This is a genomic window from Parabacteroides sp. HGS0025, assembly GCF_000969845.1.
GTDB classification, from domain to species: domain Bacteria; phylum Bacteroidota; class Bacteroidia; order Bacteroidales; family Tannerellaceae; genus Parabacteroides; species Parabacteroides gordonii.
This window is the reverse complement of sequence record NZ_KQ033902.1, coordinates 3,051,679-3,074,152: the sequence shown is the minus strand read 5'-3', so window position 1 is coordinate 3,074,152 and position 22,474 is coordinate 3,051,679. Positions and strand designations below refer to the sequence as shown.

Below are 22,474 nucleotides of genomic sequence, written 5' to 3'. Positions count from 1 at the left end.
AAATGTCTATTAAGCAACAAGCAACCAAAAGTGTGTTTTGGAGTGCGATAGAGCGCTTTTCTGTTCAAAGCATACAGTTTTTACTAAGTCTTATAATTGCCAGATTGTTATTGCCTTCCGATTATGGTTTAATAGCGATGCTGAGCATATTCATGGCGATAGCCCAAACTTTTATTGATAGTGGTTTTGCCAATGCCTTGATCCAGAAGAAAAATAAAACTGATGCTGATTATAGTACCGTATTTTTCTTTAATATTGTTATATCTGTTTTTTTATATGTATTGTTATACCTTTCTTCTTCTGCGATTGCCGGCTTTTATCATGAGAAAGAATTGGAGAGCATAACAAAAGTGTTTGGCATTATCCTTATTATTAACTCATTTGGAATTGTTCAGCAGGCCAAATTAACTATTTTACTTGATTTTAAAAGATTGGCAATGGCATCATTGACATCCGTTGTGATCAGTGGAGTTGTTGGGGTTATCATGGCTTGTAAAGGTTTTGGAGCCTGGGCACTTGTCTGGCAATCTCTTTTGAATAACTTGCTTCGTGTTCTTTTAATCTGGCTTTTTTCCGGCTGGATGCCTTCTTTTTGTTTTTCGTCAAAGTCTTTTAAGCAGTTATTTTCGTTTGGCTCCAAACTTCTGCTGTCTTCATTATTACATACGATTTATACTAATTTGTATACAATGATCATCGGTTTAAAGTTTTCTGCCGGAGAGTTGGGATTTTATAATCGTGCTTTTACACTTGCCCAGTTTCCGTCGACGAATCTCACCAATGTGATAGTACGTGCGATTTATCCGATCCAATGCCGGTTGCAGGATGATAATGAACAGTTATATGGAATGTTTCTGAAGTATATGCGAATGGCTTGTTTTTTAATTTTTCCTGTGATGATAGGCCTTTGTGCATTGGCGGAACCTTTGGTACGTTTGTTGCTGACGGATAAATGGTTGCCGGCTGTACCCTTGTTGCAGATTTTATGTATTGCCTATATGTGGGACCCGGTGATGAAGATCAATCATAATATGTTGAACGTCAAAGGGCGTTCGGATTACTTTTTATATGCGGAGATTCTGAAAAAGGCAGTTGCTTTTCTTATCTTATTCCTGACTATACCATTCGGAATAAAAGTGATGTGTGCGGGATTAATCATTTACTCCTTGGCTGACATTGTGGTAATAACCTATTATACTCGCAAATTAATAGGTATAAGTCTGTATATCCAGTTTAAGGAATTGTTTCCGGTTATCTTACTCTCTTTTTCAATGGGAGCAGTGATGTACGGAAGCGTTCTTCTTCTCCAGAATGTTTGGTTACAGCTTGGTATCGGAATGTTATCCGGTGGCCTTTATTTTCTGGTGTTGTCCCGTTATTTTCGTTTTCAGGAGTTTATTATCCTGAAAGAGATACTATCCCGAAAATAAAAAGATAAATAACTTATTGAGACGTATGTCTGTAGCCTGCATTTCCGATGGGAGAGCCGGGTAGGGGCTGATAATGGTTATGAGGATCTATTTGGGCACTCTTTATCGAGTCAAACTCTTTATCATCCGATTCTTCTACTTTCCCATTGTTCATTATGCGTATATATTTTAATGATGACGGATCTTTTTGATAACATTCGACAAAAGCATTATTATTTAGTTTAGCCAGGGTTTCATAATATTTACCGTTTACCTGGATTGCAAAAAGTTGGCATCCTGCAATGGTATTGTTGGTAATATGAATGGTCGCAGCATCAATTAAGCCATATATCCCCATTCCATTGGATTGAGAATTTACGAAGAGGTTGTTGTGTATGATGTGAGTTGGGTTATTTTCTCCGGATCCATGAAATTGAAGAATTTCCCCTGTGCCGTCATGTACATAATTATCGTGGACATTCGTATTAGTAGTACGTCCGCCGACAATTATACCTGCATTCTGTCCCCACGTAGCCTGGCTACCGAAACCGGCTACTTCATTACCGTATATTTCCAATTCATCTATTGCAGATGCCTGTATTCCATCATATCCCGGACCGGATATATGGTTCTGATATATTTTTACATTTTTCCATTTAACGGGCATTACATAAGTATGGCCCGGATTATCTGGTTTCGCTCCGGCATTGTATCCTTTTCCGGTTTCGTTCCATCCCCACCATACGGCCGTATGTCCTATGTACATTGCTTCGGTCGAAACATTGGTTATAATTACATGATGGATAGATAAGTTTTCGAGTACTGTATTGGGATACCATGTTTTCGGATTATCTTTCTCCGGATCGGTTTTGGCAAGAATGCCGGTTCCTCCGTTTCTGATCGTTATATTCTTAACCTCTATATTATCAGTGAAAGGTCTGAGGTTAATCCCAAAATAAGAAGAGCGTGCTTGGGTTGTGGAGCCATCGATCAAGAAATCTGCCGCATTATTTTTACTGCCTAATATTATATGTTGGCATTCTGATAATTGAATGGCACTGGAATAAGCTCCTCCTGCCCAATCCGGATTTCCGATTGCAAGCTTTTTCCCGGGATAGTTGCTGATCCGGATAGGATGTTCGGCAGTCCCTTTTAAACCTGTAAATCGAACGCTTAAGAAATTGCCGACTAAATAAATAGTACTGCCGGGAAGAATATCTTTTGTCAGGTCGGAATACATGTTTATCCGACCGCTTGAATCGGGAATTATTATGTGTGCATCCGTTTCAGGGTGTATTATTGTATCTTTTGAGCATGATGATACAATGAATGTAATAATAAAAACAGTGATTAATTTTATCATATATGCAAATAAATTATGCTTTTAGAGTCTCTTTTCGCTTCATTATTTTTTTCCGAGAAAAAGTATTCTTGCCGGTTGCCATTTGTCAACTACCTTTTCGACCAGAATAGGTAAAAATAAAGCAATGGCGGTAGCTATCATAAATATGAATAGAGATGAACTTATACCTATTTTAGTTGCTATGATTCTTCCACCGGATGTGCCGAAACCATGAAACAGATAAATAGTATAGGCAAAACCTCCCAGCCAGGTAAATAATTGGCAACTACGATTTATGTGAAGTAAAAGCATAAGCGTCGATGCGACCCATAGAGGTAATAAGGCCTTGTACCAAAAAGGAATGTCTTCTCCGATGTTTAGTGTGTAATACCATTTATATTGAAGTAAAGCAAGTCCTATACAAGTGAGAACCATATAAGTACAAATTGCTTTCTTTTTGTATAATTGCCCGGAAAATCTTTGTATACCGACTCCGATAATAAAATAAGGCAACTGCCCCAAAGCTCCCTTATAACTGAAGAGATTCGGTATGTCCGACGGTACTGTTTTTATTATCAGGCTTATTCCCCATGTGGCTGCAAATAGAAATAACCATGCTTTAGCCGATTGACACAATTTGTATTTATCGATGATATACATACTCATAAAGATGAGAAAAAGGGAAGGAAGATACCAATAAATGGTATAAGGGAAAATATAGATCCTCCAAATATCAGCCAAATTCCCTTTCATATTTGTTCCGGGTATAAAATATTGGATGATGTAATATAGTGTTCCGACTGCAGCCATGGGAATAAGTAGCCTGATAGCTTTTTTATAAGCGAATGTTTTGAATCCGCTATTGGTCGCTGGCTTAAGAGCATATACCCAACCGGCAATTCCGGTAAACAAAGGCATTTGTATATAGTCGATCCATATATATAAATATCTCCAGAACGAAGGATAATCTATTTTCATTCCTCCTGCAGGAGTTGAACCGATAACATGTCCTATAACAACCAGTAAGATTGCTATGCCACGTAATGTTTCTATATTTGTTGCTTTTGGTTTATTCATTTATTGATCTTATTTGTGAACCCATGATAACTTCCCTTTATAAAAGATATTAGCATATCTTTTTGTCCATGAGCCGAGTATAGTATTATATTTTTAGGAATAACAATCAATAGTTGATACAATAAGGCTGTTATTTTTGTAAAGGAAGCCAAATTCCGGCGTGTGAACAGGAGCCGGCTACGGGTAAGAAAATATAAACGTAGAGGAGTCCCTCGTTTGGCTGTCATACTTTCTTTGTGCAGGACACATGCTCCCGGTTCATACCATATTTCATATCCTGCACGTTTAAGCTGAATACTCCAGTCTATCTCTTCATAAAAGAGAAAGTATATTTCAGTCATCATTCCGGCTTTTTCTATGACTTCTCTTGATGTAAGCATACAGGCCCCATGTGCATAGGCGGTAGGAGAGGGTTGGTCATATTGCCCTTTGTCTTTTTGATTAACCCCGATCAGATTATTACTGATCCGGACAGGATGCATAGGTGTATATCCTGCATATTGAATCGTATCCGGATGATGTTCGTATTTGATTTTGGGCGAGACTAATCCTATCCGTTCTTCCGACTGAAATCTTTTTACCAGTGTTTTTAAGAAAGGACCGCTGATCGTCATATCATTGTTCATATATAGGATATATTCTCCCCAGGCATATTTATATCCTAAATTGTTCCCTCCTGAAAATCCCAGATTCTTATCACTGCAAATAATCGTTAGTTCAGGAAACGTTTCTTTCAATCGCCGACCATCCCCGTTCGGTGAATTATTATCTACCACAATGATTTCATATGGATAGTCTTCGTATAAACGTAAACTATCAATAAGCTCACAAGTCTCCTTAAAACCATTGTAATTTATTGTAATAATCGACACCATATCTATTTCTTCTGAACTTTAACCCATTCCTTTTTATCAAAGTCATATTGTTTTAGTATGCGGGCCGGATTCCCTCCGACTACAGAGTAGGGCGGAACTGATTTCGTCACCACACTGCCGGATGCGATAATACAATGCGTTCCAATCGTTATACCTTGGTTAATACATGAATTTCCTCCAATCCACACATCATTTTCAATAACAGTCTGGCTAGGGGTAACGCCTTGTTTGGCAATAGGACGGTCGACATCCATATAGTTATGTGTCAGTCCTGTAATTTGTGCTCCGCTACCTATAGTTACATAATTTCCTAAAGTGACAGGGCCTACTAATTTTACACGTGAAGTAACATGCGTATAATCGCCGATGATAATGTCTCCCATACCATTATTAATGATCGTGTAATCTTCTATTACACTTTTGACTCCTACCGTTATTTTTTTAGAAGGAATAATATCTAATCTGGCTTTTCTTCTGATAATAGCCCCTTTCCCTCTTTTAATTACGAATGGAATGAGAAAAACTCTGGCCCACCATCGTGGACGTGAGGTGTATGGATGTACCAAACAGTAATGTAGAAACTTTTTTAATCGCGGATGATTGTTTAACATATCTTTTCTATTATAAATTTATATGTGAGTATAATTTATTTACCGAATTTTCCCATGTATGTGTATGAGCAAATTCAATTCTACGTAATGCTTGTTCAGGTGAATTTAGCAAAGCTTTCTCTATTGCTTGTATGTATTCGTCAGCATTGGTACAATTCCAAACATAATCTTCGAATATGCTCATTGTTTTTGTTTTTGTTGCAATTACCGGTTTCCCTAATGCCAAATATTCATCTATTTTGCGGGGATAATTACCTATAGTAATTTTATTTATTTTTTGAGGGTTCATACAAATATCGAACCCCGCAACGTATGAAGGTATGCAATTCTGAGGTTTTTCTCCGGTAAAGAAAACATTACATAATGTGTGTAATTTATGTGTTTTGAAGTATTCGTCTTCTCCTCCTACCATAACAAATGATAAGTTGGGGCATTTCCGTGCCACTTCGTAAATCAGATCGGCATCGAGTCTACGGTTTGTAATCCATCCGACATATCCTATAATAGGCCGTTTTATATTACTTATATCTTGTGGCAAAGGATAACTTGCTTTGTTATCATATTGACTAAGGTCTAATCCTTGCCCTATATCGAATGTGTTAGGATTATATGGTAAGACGGCCTCAGCCAGCTGAATAGAGTTTGCTACTACTAAATCACTTTTATTACACAACAAAGGCTCTAATCTGGGTGCATGTTTTTGCCAATAAGCAGATATCAGATTGTCCCGCCTGTAATAAATGGAGCAGATTGGTTGAAGTAGTTCCCGGGCATAAAAACTACGATAGATATCATTGTCGATAAACAGAATGTATTCATTGAAATGGAGTTGCTTCAATATCTTTTTTACAAAAGAATACATGCGTTTATTGTTTAGCTTGTTTATCCAATCAAACAGATATCCATCGGGTAAAAAACTGACTGGCCATACGGTGAAAGGATAATCTAATATCCACAGATTAGGATTGATTTGTCTTAACTCCGGTGATTTTCCCGAAATAACATTCTTCCGCTGAATAAATTCCGGCGATTGACTTTGTTTGTTGTATGCCTTTTTATCTAATGGTGTATTAATATAAAGCACCTTATTGTGCTTTGATACTTCCAGCGCAATATCTTTGGCATTTGAACCAATGGGAATATCCCAGGGTTGCAAACCTGTAAATATGAAATTTTTCCCTTCTATCATATCTTTAGATATTTAAATATATTGGTAGATTGAAAGTAAATTCCGGGCTGTGTTCTCCCATGAAAACAATTTAGCCCGTTCCAGACCGTAATCGACTTGTTGCCGGTATATCATCGGATCGTTTTCCAGTAAAAGTAGTTTACCGGTTATATCATCTTCATTTGTAGGATCGGAGAGTAATGCATCTGCTCCGCCTATTTCCGGCATGGAAGAGGTATTGGAGGTAACGACAGGAGTACCACAAGCCATTGCTTCCAATAGAGGGATACCGAAACTTTCTCTTAATGAGGTATATAGAAAAGCAAAAGCTCCGCTATATAAATAAGGTAGATCTGTATTGGGAATGTAGCCCGGGCTATAAACAAAAGGTCGTATATCCTCAATACCGAGTTCCTTCAGAAGGGGGTTAAGGATGTCATCTCTGATATCTGCTATTAATAGAGGAAGAGGATCCTTAGAACGTTTCCGGTATGAAGCATAGGCTTTTAATGTGCGGGGAACATTCTTTTTGGGATCTGTATTACCCAGAAAAAACAAGAATTTATCAGCTTGTATATACTTCTGTGTAATTGTCATTGTTTCTTTCCGGGGGAAGAAATAATGACTATAACCGTTATAAACCGTTATGATCTGATCTTCGGGAAGCTTCAATGCTTCTTTGATCCGATTCCGTTCGAAATGGGAAACAGTTATAATTTTTTGACATTTGGGAAGTATCCGTGGAACCACCAACCTGCGATAATACCAGCCCATATTTTGATAAAGTGACTTATTACCGCTTTGCCGAGGCTCCAAAAAGATGATATCGTGCAAAGTCAGAATTAATGACACCGGACTGTTGACCGGTGCCGTATTACTCGTACAATGCAATAGATCCGGCTTTATTTTAGATACGGCACGTGGTAAGGCTATTTGTTCCCATAACGGGTAAGTCGGGCAATTTAACTCGATGATGCGGACATTCTCCGATTCATTTAGACAACGATCTTCTCCCGGACTGACAAAAATGAAGTATTCATTTTCCTTATCGATCCGTTGTAGTTCCCGTATGCTTTCTAAGGCTACAAAATCCATTCCGTGTTTATTGGGACGGAAGATTCGTTGGGCTTCTATGGCTATTTTCATCACTTAGTATTTGAAGAGTTTGGCGTGTCTGAATGTTGAGTATGAATAAATTCTTTATTAGCCCCTTTCAGGCGAAAGAAATTTAAACACATAAGCATAAAGATTAAAGGCAGAGAGGCTAATGCTTTTTTAAAGCGGCTATCTACCAAATAATCCGGTACTGCCAGGCTGAATGTTATACATAGCAAAAGGAGTAATCCCCACCATTTGATGGACAAAGGCCAATCGACAGCGGTCATAATTACTGCAATAATGACTATAAGACCAAATAAAATGATTCGCGGAGGCATCATCCATTGGAATAACTTATTACAATAATCCCAGTTTCCTTTTAATATAGCTAATGGGATATTTTTTAGTCCGTAAAATAGGTTATGAAACTGGTTGGATAGCCATCTTCTACGTTGATCATAGAAACTGTTTTTATTGGCAACCTTTTCGTCATAAGTATATACGACTTCCAAATATTCAATGTATATATTTTGCAGCAACAGTATTTGTTCCAGCTGTTTATCTACTCCTATATGCTTGGAAGACATGATACACTCTTTAAACAGCTCATATTCGAATGCCATACCGGAACCGATCAAGGCTGAAGAGAATCCGATCTGAGTATGTCCTTTTCTGAAAATCGAATTGTTTATTTCTTCACTTACAGCATCGAGTACAGCAATATTGGTATCCCTGTTTTTAGCAACCCGGTGAGTCTGGACGGCGGAACAACCTGAATAAAATGCATCGTTAATTTTTTCCAGGAAATCATTGTCCGTCAGATTGTCAGCATCAAGGATAACGATTATATCGTATTTTACCACTCCATTGTCTATGTATTCGACAGCTTTTCTCAGCGCATTGGTTTTCGTACTGGGGGAGTTGGTTATTTCTACTACTTTAGCGGAAAGATTCAATAATTTCTTATTGGTCTCTTCCGACATTTGATCGGATATGACAACGACATCATATAAATCCCGGGGATATTCGTTTTTTAAGAAATCCTCTACGGAATGTAATATAACAGCATCCTCTTTGTATGCAGGAAATAAGACCGCAAAACGATATTTTTTCCTGGCAGCAGGGTAGGTATGCGTTTTCTTTTTTATAGAGAATAATGCAAAAACGAATAGGTACAATACCGATACAAGGAATACTAGAAATAGAATAGCATCTCCCATGTGGAAGATCTTTTCATTATTGCCAGTCCAGTTTATTATTATATTTACTATTTCTTCTATCATATATTTTGTATTATTTTATTGTTGTTGTTTGCTATTTCTTTGTCAAAACATTTCCCTTTTAATACCAGGGCAAGTCCGGTAAATGCTATAATACAAGTCGGGTATTGCCCCCAAAAAGCGTTTCCATAGGCACTGAGTAGCATACCGGTGACTCCACATAGAAGACCGGTCAGCAAGCCTTTGAGTTCTTTATCCTTGATGCGGAACATAATGATCCAGGCACCATGTGCTATGGAGATAAACAGGAAACCGAGATAAAGAATAAGACCTACTATTCCAGTCTCAACCCATATTTTCACATACCAGGAGTCGTGTGGGATAGAGGTAGTGAAACGATTAGACATTTTTTGATTCTCTACTCCGGAAAGTCCTATGCCTTCTCCAAACGGTTTGTCTTTTAAATATTGAGCCAGGCGTTCTTTATTCGCCTTTCTGACATTAAAAGAACCGTCTTCTGTGGGGGTGAATGCTGTGCGCATTCGACGTATTTGCTGATTATTTTGCCCAATCATCGTAAAAGCAAAGAAAATATAGATAAATAACAGGCTGAAACCTCCAATCGTCATTACCTTAATATTCTTACTTAGTATTGTAAACAAGGCTAATCCTCCTAAAGGAACGAGCATTGCCCCGCGGGTTCCCGACAGGAACATGGCATATAAACTGGCAACAGCCACAATAGCATAATATATCTTTACAGGTTTGGATTTAATATAGCAGGCAGCAATAGTAAAAATAACGCCTGTGCATCCCATATTAGAGCCAAAGTTCCCGGCATCCGTGAAGAAAGAAAAATAACGTGTACCACTACCTATCAAATGGGTTAAAGCACCTCCTTGGTTTAACCATAACTGTTCCCCTCTGTCGAATCCGATAAACTTTTGCATGGCGGCTTTTAGAAATGCAGTCAATGCAAAAACAGATAACATGAACAATATTAATTTGACGGTCTTATATTTCACGCATAATAATGAGATAATTAATGAAATTATAAATCCGTTTATTATCAATCCTCTTGATAAAATCCATGCCTGGATCATACCGGATGGATTTGTAATTTGGGCTAAGCAATAAAGCATCCATACAAAAGATCCGATAGTCAGAGTGTTCAGTCCATATTTCCATTCTATATTTTTTAGAAGCGCACTATGAATAATAACAAGTAATAGAGTGGATACCATTAAACTATCCATAAGAAAACTGATACCATTTAAATTGACATATCGTGTTAACCCCATCAAATAATAGTTGATAGTGAATGTGATTAAAAATAGAATTAAGGGTTTGCACAAGACTTGATAGCTGGTTATCAATAGTAAAGGAAAACAAATAAGCCCTCCTAATAAAACTATGTTATTGGTAAGCAACGACATAACAATACCTGTTAATCCCAATAGTAAAAGTATAGGGAAAAACTTTATTTGTATTGTTCTTGAGTTGTTTTCCATATCTATTCTATTTTACTGCGGTATTATGAGTCGTTAATCCCAAATACAACAACCGGCTACTGAGAGTCCGCATGGAAGAATAAGGGGGGAGTTGGCCGGTAAAATCCTCTACAGCTTCCCTGGTCGCGTTGTTTAAATAAATGTAAAGTGGGACAGAACCAGATCTTTCTTTTAAATGGTTTAGAGAGACTTCATCACTATTTTTCCAGACTCTGCAGGCATTAGCTATAACGATATTGAATGAAGCCTGGCTGAGTAAAGACGACGGAAGATTACTTTTTAGAATAGCCGGATATTCTATCATCAGGATATTAGGTATATCTTTTTCTGCCAAAAAGCGATCGAAACTCTCTGTTAACAAATAAGACGTATCTAATGGGAAATCTTTACCGGCTGTTAAATATTTTACAATTAATCCTTGTTCTTCCCATTCTTCTTTCAGGTAGTTCGCTATAAATGTTTTACCTTCCTTACTTTCTAAACTAAGCAAATTTACGATCATCGGTTTTCCGGATACTAACTTACTATTTAATTTATTACATGCATAACTAGCCGATATTCGGTTACATGCTTTTCTGTAACCACGGTATCTTAATTGCATATTTCCTGTAAATGCTCCTAAAACGGGAGTATTGGTTAATCGTTGTGTACGTTCTGCATCACGTAATGTTCGATCCAGTAACTCTATGATCAGATTACATCCGATGATAAAAATAATACTACCCATAAATGCCGCCATAATTAAAATACTCCGTTTACTACCATTGCTTATTAAAGGGAATGTGGCTGGCGTAATCACGTTCAATGTTGCTGAAGTCAGTTGGATATTTTTTTGTTTCAACTTAGCCAGGTTCAATCCATGTAACACTTCCAAATAAGATTCTTCTGTAATGCGTATTTCTCGCTCTTTTCTATTTATCTGTGTTCCGATAGGAGAGTATGTTTTATATTGTTCTGTAAACTCTTTTTTTCTTTTATTGAGAATTTCCAGTTCTGCTTTAGCTTTGGTATTTCGTATTACTTCAGTTAACCATTGGTTGACCATCGTTTCTATGGCGATACCTTCTTTTGTATATTTATATTCATTTATATTATTGGAAAGTGTCTCAATTTCTTTTTCGGTTTCATCCATTCTTTCTTTGTATTGCTGCAGTTTCGGATTGTTATCTTGTGCGTTATTACTACTAAATGTTTCGATTTCTGTTATTTTACCATTAATAGTTGAGATACGGTCTAAAGCCTCAATAAATTCAGTATTTGTTTTAAATAATTTAGAACGGGTGTCCATTTGTTTTTCTAACTGGGTGATCAGTCTGGATGAACTTTCATATTCACGTAAAGACGCTTCATACCGGTCTTCATAGTTGGTGTATGCGATAGCAATCGCTTTAGTTTGTTCGGTATAGTTAATTACCTTGTTTTCGATATTATATTCGGTTAAAGAGTTTTCCATTTGATCGAGTTTGCTACGTAGTACTTTTAGTTCTTTTTCATAATATAATACTACATCGTTAGCTGATTTATAACGTATTCCATCATACGATTGTATTAGTTCTTCTGTAATAAGTTTTACGGTATTCATTGCTATACCAGGGTCTGTCGACTGAAAGGATATTTCTATCAGGTCACTGTTGTTTATGCGTTTTACAGATACGGATTTGAGTGCATTATAGCTGTAATTCGGATGGTTCCAATTGAAGAGTCCGAATAAAAAGTTATCGGGTTCCTCCTTCTTATATTTGTTTAGATTTTCAATTGTTTTATCCAATGATTCTTTATCAATCAGCTTTACGATTTCGTTTGGAACAATTTTCTCTAGCGCTTTGAAGTTTTTAGCTGTAATATAAAGGTTGTCTTTTTCCGGATCTCCCTTTATCATGTTTATGGCAAATAAACGGATTGAAACTTTCTCCAGGGTTCCTTTGGCTTTTGTGAGATTAATAAGGTTATCAAAAGTACTGTTTAATTCAAAAAAGCTTAATTTATTGTCGTCCTCTAATCCCGAAGTCGAAGCGATACCGGTATAGATACTGGTATTTACAGTATATTTCTTTTGAATAAATTGTGAGAAGTAAGCCACTAAAGCAGTTACTATCAAACTTCCGAAAATAATTTGATAGCGTATTCTATGTAGAAAACGTACTATATAAAGGGGTACATTCATCTTATTTATTCATTACTTTTACGTTTGTCAGCATTTCTAATAGTGTAATGGCATTGTGCAAAGCTGCTCGTCCTTCCTGATAAGAAACGACGGCTGACGAACGTCTGCTTCTTTCCAATGATAGTTCGATAATACTTATTTTTCCATTGATGAAATCCTGTTCGGATATCTTCATTTGTGCATTATATAATGCAGCTGCATCCGATTTTGCTTTCAATACAGCTAATTGTTGGATAACCAGATTATATGCTTCAAGAATTTTTAATTTTCTTTCTTCAATAGATATTTCATATTCATATTCTATCTGATGAAGCCGGGCTCTTTGGGCGCGGTTCTTTTGTTTCTGTCCCAACAAATCGCCTATAGGAATAGATAATACCATTCCTATATTGAATTGATTTTGTGCCTTGGTATCGAATGCATACATCGAACTTTCTATTTCCGTATTTTTAGTGAGGGCGGCCAACTGACCATATTGATATAAACCTGAGATACGGAAATAATTTAACCATTTACTTTGAGTGTCTTTTAATGTAGCCTTTTCTTCATCACGCTTGGCCTCATATATCCGGACGGAAGGATGGTCGTAGGCTGATGAGAGAAATACGGAAAGTGGAGGTAACTCGACATGCTCGTAATTTTCTAATACCGTCTGGATGGAGTCGGCATTAGTTATCGATATATCGTTTTTAACTGTCGTTATTTTTTCTTGTCCGAAGTTATATGATATATGAGTGAATAATAATATGAATATCAGCAATTTTTTCATGGTACTTGTTGCTACACATTTTCCTTTTGAATAAATGCGGTGAACGTTTTAAAAATAATCCTCATATCCATTCGGAAAGAAAATTCTCTCGCGTATTTAATATCCAGTTGTTTTCGTTCTTCAGCAGACATTTTTCCTGCATCACCGCGTTTCTCAACCTGCCAAAGGCCTGTCAGACCTGCAGGTGCCATGAAACGTTGTACATACTCATCGCTGGTAAGCAACTCGGCCTCATAAAGAGGGAGGGGACGGTTACCTACGACAGACATATCACCTTTCAAAATATTAAATAACTGGGGAAGCTCATCTATACTGTATTTCCTGATGAAACGTCCCATATGGGTGATACGCGGGTCGTTTTCTATTTTAAAAAAAGCATTGGATCGCTCACTTCGTTTTGTTTTCAGATAATTTTTTTCAGAAGTACTTAAGTCATCTGAGAATAAGAGAATATCCTGATCATTATCTGTAGAATGAGTTTCTAGGGATATCCCTAGAGCTGAAGAAGATGTCGCAGACTCTTCTTCAGCTGTTTCTTTTGTATATTGGTTTAGTTTTTTGTATTCTGCAAGCCGTTTATCTGCATCCGAATACATCGACCGGAATTTGTAAAAATCGAAGATCTTATAATTGCTACCTACCCGCTTAGACTTATAAACAACCTTCCCATTACTTTCAAATCTGATCAGGAGCGCTGTAGATATCAATATAGGAGACAGCATAAGTATGGCTGCTGAAGATGCCAGTATATCAAAAGTACGTTTCCACAGGGGTAATTTAAATTCTGCTAAGGAAGATACTTGATTACTTTTCTTGATTTTTGTTTTCTCCTTGAAATCAATAACGACAGAGAGTAATTTTTGTAAGTCCTCTTTTGAATATTCTTTGGAGATCATACAATCAATGCCAGCCTTTAAATAAGGTAGTTTTTCTTCTTTACTCAGAGTCTCGCTTATCAGTATGATATACAACTCAGGGTATAACTTATGAAGTTGGGTAATTGTCGGTATATCTGTCGTCATTTCCTGCTTTTCAAGAAATACACAGAAATCAATGTCTCCTAAAGAGGATAAGCTTGATTTTATTTGCTGAAAAGTAATGCATTCGGAAATTCTGCACTGCAGATTCTCCCGCAAATGAGCGGCCAAGGGAATATTATTTCCCCAAAAGATGTACTCCATACAAGTTTAAAATTAACCCTAGTGTTTATTCTTTATCTCAATAATCTTTTAACCCTTACCCTTAATTCTTCCGGGTTAAAAGGTTTCAGAATAAAGTCTTCTGCCCCTTCTTCAAATAGACGTATTCTGTTGGAACTACTTTCTACACTCGATAGAATTAGTACAGGAATATGACTAAAGAGAGCATTTGCTTTTAAATAACACAGAAACTCCTCTCCATTCATCTCCGGCATATTCAAGTCGGAAATAATCCCGTCCGGCATGTTGCCTTCATTAAGCCATGCAATAGCTTTAATCGGATTTTCCTCGTATCTGACATCATATAAAGAAGACAGATAGAGCATTATAATCTTCGCTATTTCTGGCTTATCATCAACCAAAAGAATCGACTTCTTCATGCTTTTTTGTATATATTGCAATTTTTTGTTTTCTCCACCGCACAAAATTAAAATAATAATTTGATAAAAGCACATAAAAATCAAAGGTTTTTCTGTGTAAATACTCTTTATTGCAAAGAACAATATATATGAAAATTATTCTTTAAGTTTGCAGAATGAATTTTATCGTGCTATTGAATTGAAAAATGTAGAGATGAATATACCCTTTAAGATATTAAGTATAAATATAATACTTGTTTTTTTACTTTCCGGATGTCAACCGGAAATGCCTGTAACATCTTTGATAACTGTTGATGTAGAAAGTTTTTCCGTACCTGTTAATAAGAATTTATATGGATTGACTATTGAGGAGATTAATCATGCAGTCGATGGAGGCATCTATGCCGAAATGATACAAAACCGTAGCTTTGAAGATGGTGTACCTCCTCTGAACTGTCCGTATGATGCCAGCCGGAATGTTTTGACCACGCCTAATGGTTGGTCTATTCCTTTTATGCGCTCAGATTCAGTACCGGGATGGAAGCGTATTTCTACCGGAACTTATATATATCCGGATACAAAGGAGCTTATCAATGACAAAAACCGTCGTTCCTTGCTGGTATCTGCGTCCGTTACTCCGGAGTCTGGTAGAGGAGGAGTTATTGCTACGGGGTATAATGGCCTTTCTATCCGTAAAGGAGAAAAATATGATTTGTCATTATATATGAAAGGGGCGACAATGACTCCAAAGACAATTAATGTTGCTTTGTCTGATTCAACAGCAGAAACAGCCTTGAGTGAGGTGTTTAAAATCTCTACCGTGTTTGGATGGAGAAAATACCAACATACTTTTACTGCCACGGAAAATACGGATAATGCGGTCTTGACTATCACTTCGGATAGTTCTGCCGTATTCTGGTTGGATGTTGTTTCTTTATTTCCCCAGAAAACATGGAATGACCGGCCTAATGGATTGCGCCCGGATCTAATGGAAAAGGTTGCCTCTCTGAATCCACAATTTATTCGTTTTCCGGGGGGGAGCTTCGTGGAAGGATATACTGCCGGGACATATCCTATCTGGCGTGAAACAGTCGGAGCGGTTTCTGAACGTAAGCATTTCTGGAATATATGGGCATATGGTTCGACCAATGGGATGGGATATCATGAATATCTGCAAATGTGTGAAGATCTGAAAGCTGAACCTTTGTATGTAATCAACAGCGGTGTGACGAGCCAGAGTCGTCGTCCGCGCTATGAAGATATTACTGCCATGAACAAGCTGGTACAGGATGCTTTGGATGCTATCGCTTACGCTAATGCACCGGTCGATTCTGCTTTCGGAGCTATGCGTGCCAAACAGGGACATCCGGAACCTTTCAACCTGAAATATGTGGAGATCGGCAGTGAGAATTACGGACAGGAATACTCCAAACGTTTCGAGCTATTCAAAAAAGCGATTAATGAAACTTATCCGGAGATCACAGTGATAAAAAGCTCGTTGATCGCCGGGCAGAACAGGACGGAATGGACGGACTATCATTTTTATTCTGGAGAAGATTTTCTTATTGCCAACCATAACCGTTATGAAACCGGGCAATACTTAAGACGTTTCCCTGCTGTTTTTATTGGTGAGTTTAGTATGGGAGATGCTTCCTTGCAGGGTACTTTGCGTGCTGCAATAGGAGAGGCCTGCTTCCTGGTGGGGATAGAGAATAGCCCGGAAGTGGTGAAACGTCTGGCATATGCGCCGGTATTAGGAAATGTGGATTACGAATTTCAACGGTATCCGGCTCTTTCTTTTAATAACCATCAAGTGGTGGGGTCACCTTCGTTTTATATGATGCAGATGTTTGCGAATAACCGTGGAGACGAATTACTTAAGACCGATGTCGATACGTATAGCCGTCCGCAGGTGACGTTTGGGCGTGCTTCGATAGAACTGTTCGATAATAGCTATGACTTTGAGAATGTACGGATCGATGATAAACCTGTAACTGAAGGTACGGTGAAGAGTGGAGGTTGGCAAGTGGATAACGGGAAACTTATCCCGGTTCCGAACCGTTGGAACTATCTGTTAATGGGAGATTCTACGGCTCACGACTATACATTATCCATGCGGGTCAGACGAACAAAAGGCAGTGGACAGATCCAGCTTCGCGTCCGCGATAATGGTAAGGTCGGAGAGGCGAACGATCATATAGCTTTATCGATAGCCCCGGGTTCTTGCGAGCTGTATCGCCAAGCTGGTGCTGTGAGGGATACTTTGAGCGCTCCCCACATTCATTCTTTTGAAAGTAATCGCTGGTATGACATCAAGATCGTTTGCAAAGATGAAAACATCAGCTGTTATGTAGACGATACACAGATATATGAGGTCGAATTGCCTCCGTTGCCTTCACTGGTTTCAGTTGCAACTATGGATAAAGAAGCGAATGTTATATTGCTGAAAGTGGTAAATACGACTCAGCATGAAGAGAAAACGGAGTTGAATATAAAAGGGGTGAGTATAAAGAATGATGCAGAGGTTATCCAGTTGACCGGGGAACCTTTGGGACGGAATACATTTACGGAGCCGGAAAAGATTGTTCCCATTCAGAAAAATATATCTTTCTCTTTGGGCGGCCCGATGGTTTACTCGTTCCCTCCGAATTCAATCACTATAATGAAACTACATATCGATTAAAAATATCTTCCGAGACTTCAGAAAGTTAGAAAAACGTTTAAAGTTGGCTCTCGAAGTCTCGGAAGCTGACTTTAAATGGTGAAAGTTCGTTTCCGAATTTCCGGAAAGCCGTTTAAACGTTTAAAGTTTATTTCCGCAAACCCGGAAGTCGGTTTACACCATTAAAAAATGCCTTCCGGAAATCCGGAAAGCATTTTTAAACGTTTGATTGGAGTTTCCGGATTTCCGGAAAGATTTTTTTAATGAACTAACATTTCCGGAGTAATGCGAGTGAATTTCTCAGCACCCTCTTTGCGTAGTTTTACACTACCGTCGTTCCAGTTGGAAGGCCATCCGCCGATGATATGTCCGAGGAATACCACTTTGATCTCGTGCAGGCCGGCAGCCAGAGCAACAGATGTGTCGTGACGTGAGAAACGTTTCACTTCACCGCCATTGTTGATAAGCAGTTTACCGTCGATCCAAACTTCTTCGTTGTCAGAAGAGATATAGTAAACGCCATCTTCCGGGATATTTACGTAACCAGTCGCAATGGCAGCATACTGTTTAACACCTCTCATGGATTCGGGAGCAGGTACCTGGTTGGTCAGCTGGCGCAGATCTTTTATTGCCAACTTCTTCCATTCTTTCACGTCAGCCAATTTGGATGATTCAAGGAACATGCCGTCGGTAACCTGCATTTCCAGACCCGGAGTTGTCTTGGCAACTTCTTTAGCCGGAGCCAATGCCTGTTTTTCAACAGTGATCGTACGAGTCTTGCTCATTTTACCGGAAGGCAGTACGGAACGGATCTTCAATACGCCAGATTCAGTGAACTCGATAGGAGCGGAATAAACAGTCGATTCGGCAGTCGGTTCTGTTCCGTCAATTGTATATACAACCTTAACCGGGCGAGTTGTCTTGAAGGCAAGAGAAGCCTTGTCGGTAAATGCAACGAGGTTGGTTGAGCCGTTCGGCTGTTCAGGTTGCGGGATGTAGTAGTTGATATTGTGTGCATCCAGACGAACCAGTGCATTATCCAGTCTGCGTTCGAAATCCTTGTAATCTTTGCGTGTCAGCGGGCTCCAGCCTATTTCAGCTACGGCCAGGGCACGAGGATACATACGGTATTCCATCAAGTCGGTGTTGTACATGTACTCAGACCAGTTGTTGCACTGAACACCCAGAATATGCTGGGCTTTGCCTGTTGCAACCAATGTGTCGGGGATCGGATTATAGCTGTACACTTTTTCGATCGTAGCATATCCGCCGATAGTTACCGGTTCAATCTTAGAGTCTCCCTGGTATTGGTCAAGATACATTCCACCGCTTCCCGGAGTCATAATCACATCGTGATCCATGTTAGCTGCGGCGATACCACCGGCTTCACCACGCCATGACATAACAGTTGCAGACGGTGCCAGACCTCCTTCAAGTATCTCGTCCCAACCGATGATCTTCTTTCCATATTTACCGGAAAGATATTTTTCCATGCGCTGTACGAAGTAGCTTTGCAGGCGTTCTTCCGCACTGTGCTGTTTGTCACCCTTCAAGCCTTCTTCTTTGATGCGTTTCTGGCAAAGCGGGCATTGTTTCCAACTGATCTTCGGACATTCGTCACCTCCGATGTGGAAGTATTCGCTGGGGAACAACGGAGCGATTTCGTCGATCACATCTTCCAGGAACTTGAATGTTTCCTCTTTACCGGCACACATGACGATGTCTTCAACGCCCCAGATGATACGCGGAGTACTTTGTTCGCCTTTACAAGACAATTCAGGATAACCGGCGATAGCGGCCATTTCGTGTCCCGGGAGTTCCAGTTCGGGAATAACCGTTACGAAGCGGTCGGCTGCATATTTTACAACTTCCTTGATTTCTTCCTGAGTATAGAAGCCACCGTATTCGGTACCTTCGCCTTCGATGCGTTTAGCACCTACTTCAGTCAGCTTCGGATATTTCTTGATTTCGATACGCCAGCCCTGGTCGTCTGTTAAGTGCCAGTGCATACGGTTGATCTTGAACAGCGACAGTACGTCGATTTGTTTCTTTACGTTTTCTACCGGGATGAAATGACGGCACGGATCAAGCATGAATCCGCGGTAGCCGAAACGCGGTTCGTCTTTTACAGAAACACACGGAGCAGTCCATGCGATTCCACTGACAACCACCGGGCTTTCGACTTCAGCAGGCAATAACTGCATGAATGTTTGCATACCATAGAATAAACCTTGTGGAGTTTTAGCCTTTACAGTTGCTCCGTTGGCCGTTACGTCGAGTGTATACCCTTCGTTGTTTACGTCCAGCGATTCGTCGATAATCAATGAAATACCGTTAGATACTTCTTTATCGCCGACCGTTACCTGATAACCTGTTGCCAGGTTCAGTTTGGAAGCGAAAAATTCAGCTACTGTCTTAGCCTCCGGAGTGGAAGCCTGGAAAGCCATGTTTTTGCCAACTTTAAAGACTCCTTCGTTCTGAGTCAGACTAACAGGTACAGGAATTACATTGATACCTTGGTTGTAAGGCATCTGTTTTGTAGGCCCTTCGCTGCATGACGCAAGGATACATAGTGCTGCGCCTGCACACATTGAAACGAGCTTCTTCATGTTTTAAAGAATAAGTTTATAGATAATTGTGAATTTTGTTTTTCGTAGGGGCGGCCCTAGCGGTCGTCCCGGTATTTATGCCGGTTAAACAGATATTTTTGCCGCTTATACGGTTATTTATATACTATATATAATAATGTATAGGGCGGCGGTCGATAGCCGCCCTTATACCATGTGTTTTTACCATGCGAAGATAGGATATTCTTTCATGATGCTGTTTACCTTTTCGCGAACAGCAGTGATCGTTTTATCGCATTCAGGTGCAGAAAGAACTGTGTCGATCAATTCCACGATCTCAGCCATCAGCGGCTCTTTGGCACCACGGGTAGTGATAGCCGGAGTACCTACGCGGATACCTGAAGTCTGGAAAGCTGAACGGCTGTCGAACGGAACCATGTTCTTGTTGACGGTGATATCAGCGGCAACCAAAGCTTTTTCAGCCACTTTACCGGTCAGTTCGGGGAATTTCTTACGCAGGTCGATCAACATACTGTGGTTGTCGGTACCGTCGGAAATGATCTTGTAACCCTTATCGATAAATGCTTTTGCCATAGCAGCGGCATTTGCCTGTACCTGTGCCTGGTATGTTTTGTATTCTGGTTCCAAAGCTTCGCCGAAAGCAACGGCTTTAGCAGCGATTACATGTTCCAGCGGGCCTCCCTGGATACCCGGGAATACGGCTGAATCGAGCAACTGTGACATCTTTTTGATCTCGCCTTTCGGAGTCTTCTTTCCCCACGGGTTTTCGAAATCTTTGCCTAACAGGATGATACCACCGCGCGGGCCACGCAACGTCTTGTGTGTAGTAGAAGTTACGATATGGGCATATTCCAACGGGTTGTTCAACAAACCGGCAGCGATCAGACCGGCCGGGTGAGCCATATCGATCATCAGCAAAGCACCTACTTTGTCGGCGATTTCGCGCATACGTTTGTAATCCCATTCACGAGAATAAGCAGATCCACCACCGACGATCAATTTCGGTTTTTCACGCAAGGCAACTTCTTCCATCTGGTCGTAGTCTACGCGTCCGGTTTCTTCTTTTACGTTATACTCTGTTGCTCTATATAGGATACCTGAACTATTTACTGGAGAACCATGAGAAAGGTGGCCGCCATGTGCCAGATTCAAACCGAGGAATGTGTCCCCAGGGTTAAGGACTGCCAGGAATACGGCTGCATTAGCCTGTGCTCCCGAGTGAGGCTGGACATTTGCCCATTCTGCATTGAAGATTTGTTTCAACCGTTCGATAGCGATAGTTTCGCTCTGGTCGACAACCTCGCAACCACCATAATACCGCTTGCCGGGATAACCTTCGGCGTATTTGTTGGTCAGGCAGCTTCCCATGGCTTGCATCACCTGGTCGCTCACAAAGTTTTCAGAAGCAATCAGCTCGATGCCTTTCAACTGGCGCTGATGTTCTTTCTCAATGATGTCGAAAATGATCTTGTCTTGTTTCATTACATGTAAAATTGGTTATTGCAATGAGTTCCCTGCTTATTAATGTGAGGGAATCGTCGCAAATTTACGATAAAATTCTGTATATATAGCCTAATTGTTATCAAAATATAAATAGAGAACCGGGAGAAAAGGAACGTTTTTGTATGTATCTTTGCCGTTCTCCGGATTTAGGGGTAATTTCCGGTTAAATCAATGAAATTAAGTTATGAAAGAGAATAAATACGATGATGAGAAATTCTTCAGCCAATATAGCCGGATGTCGCGTTCGGTGGACGGGCTGAAAGGAGCAGGTGAATGGCATGTGTTGAAGACCATGCTGCCTGATTTTAAAGGAAAGAGAGTGCTCGACCTCGGCTGCGGATTCGGCTGGCATTGCGTGTATGCGGTAGAGCAGGGGGCTGCATCGGCATTGGGGATCGATCTTTCGGAAAAGATGTTGGAAGAGGCACGCAAAAAAAATTCTTCTCCAAAGATAGCATACAGATGTATAGCCATAGAAGATTTTGAGTACGAGCCGGATACTTTCGATGTCGTGATCAGCTCGCTGACATTCCACTACCTGGAATCTTTCGAGACCGTTTGCCGGAACGTTCACCGCTGCCTGAGCAAAGGCGGCTCTTTTGTCTTTTCCGTTGAGCACCCGGTCTTTACGGCCTACGGCACGCAGGATTGGTATTACGAGGCTGACGGACAGGCTATCCACTGGCCGGTAGACCGTTATTTCACCGAAGGCAAGCGCAACGCCATTTTCCTGGGTGAAGAAGTAGTGAAGTATCACAAGACACTGACTACCTATGTGAACGGCTTAATCCGGGCAGGCTTCGAGATCACCGGGCTGATAGAGCCGGAACCCGACCCTGCTTTGCTCGACACCATCCCCGGTATGCGGGATGAATTGCGCAGGCCGATGATGCTGCTTGTTTCTGCTGTGAAGAAATAA

The 22,474-nt window shown here is 39.8% G+C and carries 17 protein-coding genes; 3 read left to right on the top strand and 14 right to left on the bottom strand.

Features of this window, described 5'->3' with window-relative positions; translation table 11 throughout:
• Window positions 1–2: 2 nt before the first annotated feature.
• Window positions 3–1,430 carry a lipopolysaccharide biosynthesis protein gene (locus HMPREF1212_RS12130; protein WP_046149522.1) on the top strand — a complete coding sequence of 476 codons (1,428 nt, stop codon included), beginning with the start codon at window positions 3–5 and terminating at the stop codon, window positions 1,428–1,430.
• 13 nt (window positions 1,431–1,443) lie between these two features.
• Here the strand turns inward: HMPREF1212_RS12130 and HMPREF1212_RS12125 are convergent, their stop codons facing one another.
• The 12 genes from HMPREF1212_RS12125 to HMPREF1212_RS12070 form a co-directional block, all read right to left on the bottom strand.
• Entirely contained in the window at window positions 1,444–2,772 is a 1,329-nt protein-coding gene (locus tag HMPREF1212_RS12125; RefSeq protein ID WP_082099875.1) for a right-handed parallel beta-helix repeat-containing protein, read from the bottom strand.
• 42 nt (window positions 2,773–2,814) lie between these two features.
• Window positions 2,815–3,828: an acyltransferase family protein gene (locus tag HMPREF1212_RS12120; protein ID WP_046149520.1), complete on the bottom strand. Its 1,014-nt coding sequence runs from the start codon at window positions 3,826–3,828 to the stop codon at window positions 2,815–2,817.
• Window positions 3,825–4,703 carry a glycosyltransferase family 2 protein gene (locus HMPREF1212_RS12115; RefSeq protein WP_046149519.1) on the bottom strand — a complete coding sequence of 293 codons (879 nt, stop codon included), beginning with the start codon at window positions 4,701–4,703 and terminating at the stop codon, window positions 3,825–3,827. Before HMPREF1212_RS12115 ends, HMPREF1212_RS12120 begins: the two co-directional genes overlap by 4 nt.
• 2 nt (window positions 4,704–4,705) lie before the next feature.
• Window positions 4,706–5,086: an acyltransferase gene (locus HMPREF1212_RS27320; RefSeq protein ID WP_232430088.1), complete on the bottom strand. Its 381-nt coding sequence runs from the start codon at window positions 5,084–5,086 to the stop codon at window positions 4,706–4,708.
• Window positions 5,087–5,324: 238 nt separating this feature from the next.
• Entirely contained in the window at window positions 5,325–6,503 is a 1,179-nt protein-coding gene (locus tag HMPREF1212_RS12105) for a glycosyltransferase (RefSeq protein ID WP_046149517.1), read from the bottom strand.
• A 12-nt stretch (window positions 6,504–6,515) separates the two neighbouring features.
• Window positions 6,516–7,628, bottom strand: a complete 1,113-nt coding sequence (locus HMPREF1212_RS12100) for a glycosyltransferase family 4 protein (RefSeq protein WP_046149516.1) — start codon at window positions 7,626–7,628, stop codon at window positions 6,516–6,518.
• A complete protein-coding gene (locus HMPREF1212_RS12095) occupies window positions 7,628–8,863 on the bottom strand; it encodes a glycosyltransferase family 2 protein (protein WP_046149515.1) in 1,236 nt (411 codons plus the stop codon). Before HMPREF1212_RS12095 ends, HMPREF1212_RS12100 begins: the two co-directional genes overlap by 1 nt.
• On the bottom strand, window positions 8,860–10,311 hold the full coding sequence (locus HMPREF1212_RS12090; RefSeq protein WP_046149514.1) for an O-antigen ligase family protein: 1,452 nt from the start codon (window positions 10,309–10,311) through the stop codon (window positions 8,860–8,862). The genes HMPREF1212_RS12095 and HMPREF1212_RS12090 overlap by 4 nt, the downstream gene beginning before the upstream one ends.
• Window positions 10,312–10,318: 7 nt before the next feature.
• The gene (locus tag HMPREF1212_RS12085) at window positions 10,319–12,475 is read right to left on the bottom strand and encodes a GumC family protein (RefSeq protein WP_046149513.1); all 2,157 of its coding nucleotides are present in this window, start codon (window positions 12,473–12,475) and stop codon (window positions 10,319–10,321) included.
• 1 nt (window position 12,476) lies between these two features.
• Complete coding sequence (locus HMPREF1212_RS12080; RefSeq protein ID WP_046149512.1) at window positions 12,477–13,244, bottom strand: TolC family protein; 768 nt, start codon at window positions 13,242–13,244, stop codon at window positions 12,477–12,479.
• A gap of 11 nt (window positions 13,245–13,255) precedes the next feature.
• On the bottom strand, window positions 13,256–14,425 hold the full coding sequence (locus HMPREF1212_RS12075) for a sugar transferase (protein ID WP_046149511.1): 1,170 nt from the start codon (window positions 14,423–14,425) through the stop codon (window positions 13,256–13,258).
• Between the two features lie 32 nt (window positions 14,426–14,457).
• Window positions 14,458–14,823 (bottom strand): response regulator, encoded by a 366-nt coding sequence (locus HMPREF1212_RS12070; protein WP_028729496.1) that lies wholly within the window; start codon window positions 14,821–14,823, stop codon window positions 14,458–14,460.
• A 193-nt stretch (window positions 14,824–15,016) separates the two neighbouring features.
• Here HMPREF1212_RS12070 and HMPREF1212_RS12065 point away from each other — a divergent pair, with 193 nt between their 5' ends.
• A complete protein-coding gene (locus HMPREF1212_RS12065; protein WP_046150359.1) occupies window positions 15,017–17,485 on the top strand; it encodes an alpha-L-arabinofuranosidase C-terminal domain-containing protein in 2,469 nt (822 codons plus the stop codon).
• A 239-nt stretch (window positions 17,486–17,724) separates the two neighbouring features.
• Here HMPREF1212_RS12065 and HMPREF1212_RS12060 read toward each other — a convergent pair whose 3' ends face one another.
• Complete coding sequence (locus HMPREF1212_RS12060) at window positions 17,725–20,073, bottom strand: family 20 glycosylhydrolase (protein ID WP_046149510.1); 2,349 nt, start codon at window positions 20,071–20,073, stop codon at window positions 17,725–17,727.
• Window positions 20,074–20,253: 180 nt separating this feature from the next.
• Window positions 20,254–21,534: a serine hydroxymethyltransferase gene (gene glyA / locus HMPREF1212_RS12055; RefSeq protein ID WP_028729493.1), complete on the bottom strand. Its 1,281-nt coding sequence runs from the start codon at window positions 21,532–21,534 to the stop codon at window positions 20,254–20,256.
• 205 nt (window positions 21,535–21,739) lie between these two features.
• Here glyA and HMPREF1212_RS12050 point away from each other — a divergent pair, with 205 nt between their 5' ends.
• Window positions 21,740–22,474 carry a class I SAM-dependent methyltransferase gene (locus HMPREF1212_RS12050; RefSeq protein ID WP_028729492.1) on the top strand — a complete coding sequence of 245 codons (735 nt, stop codon included), beginning with the start codon at window positions 21,740–21,742 and terminating at the stop codon, window positions 22,472–22,474.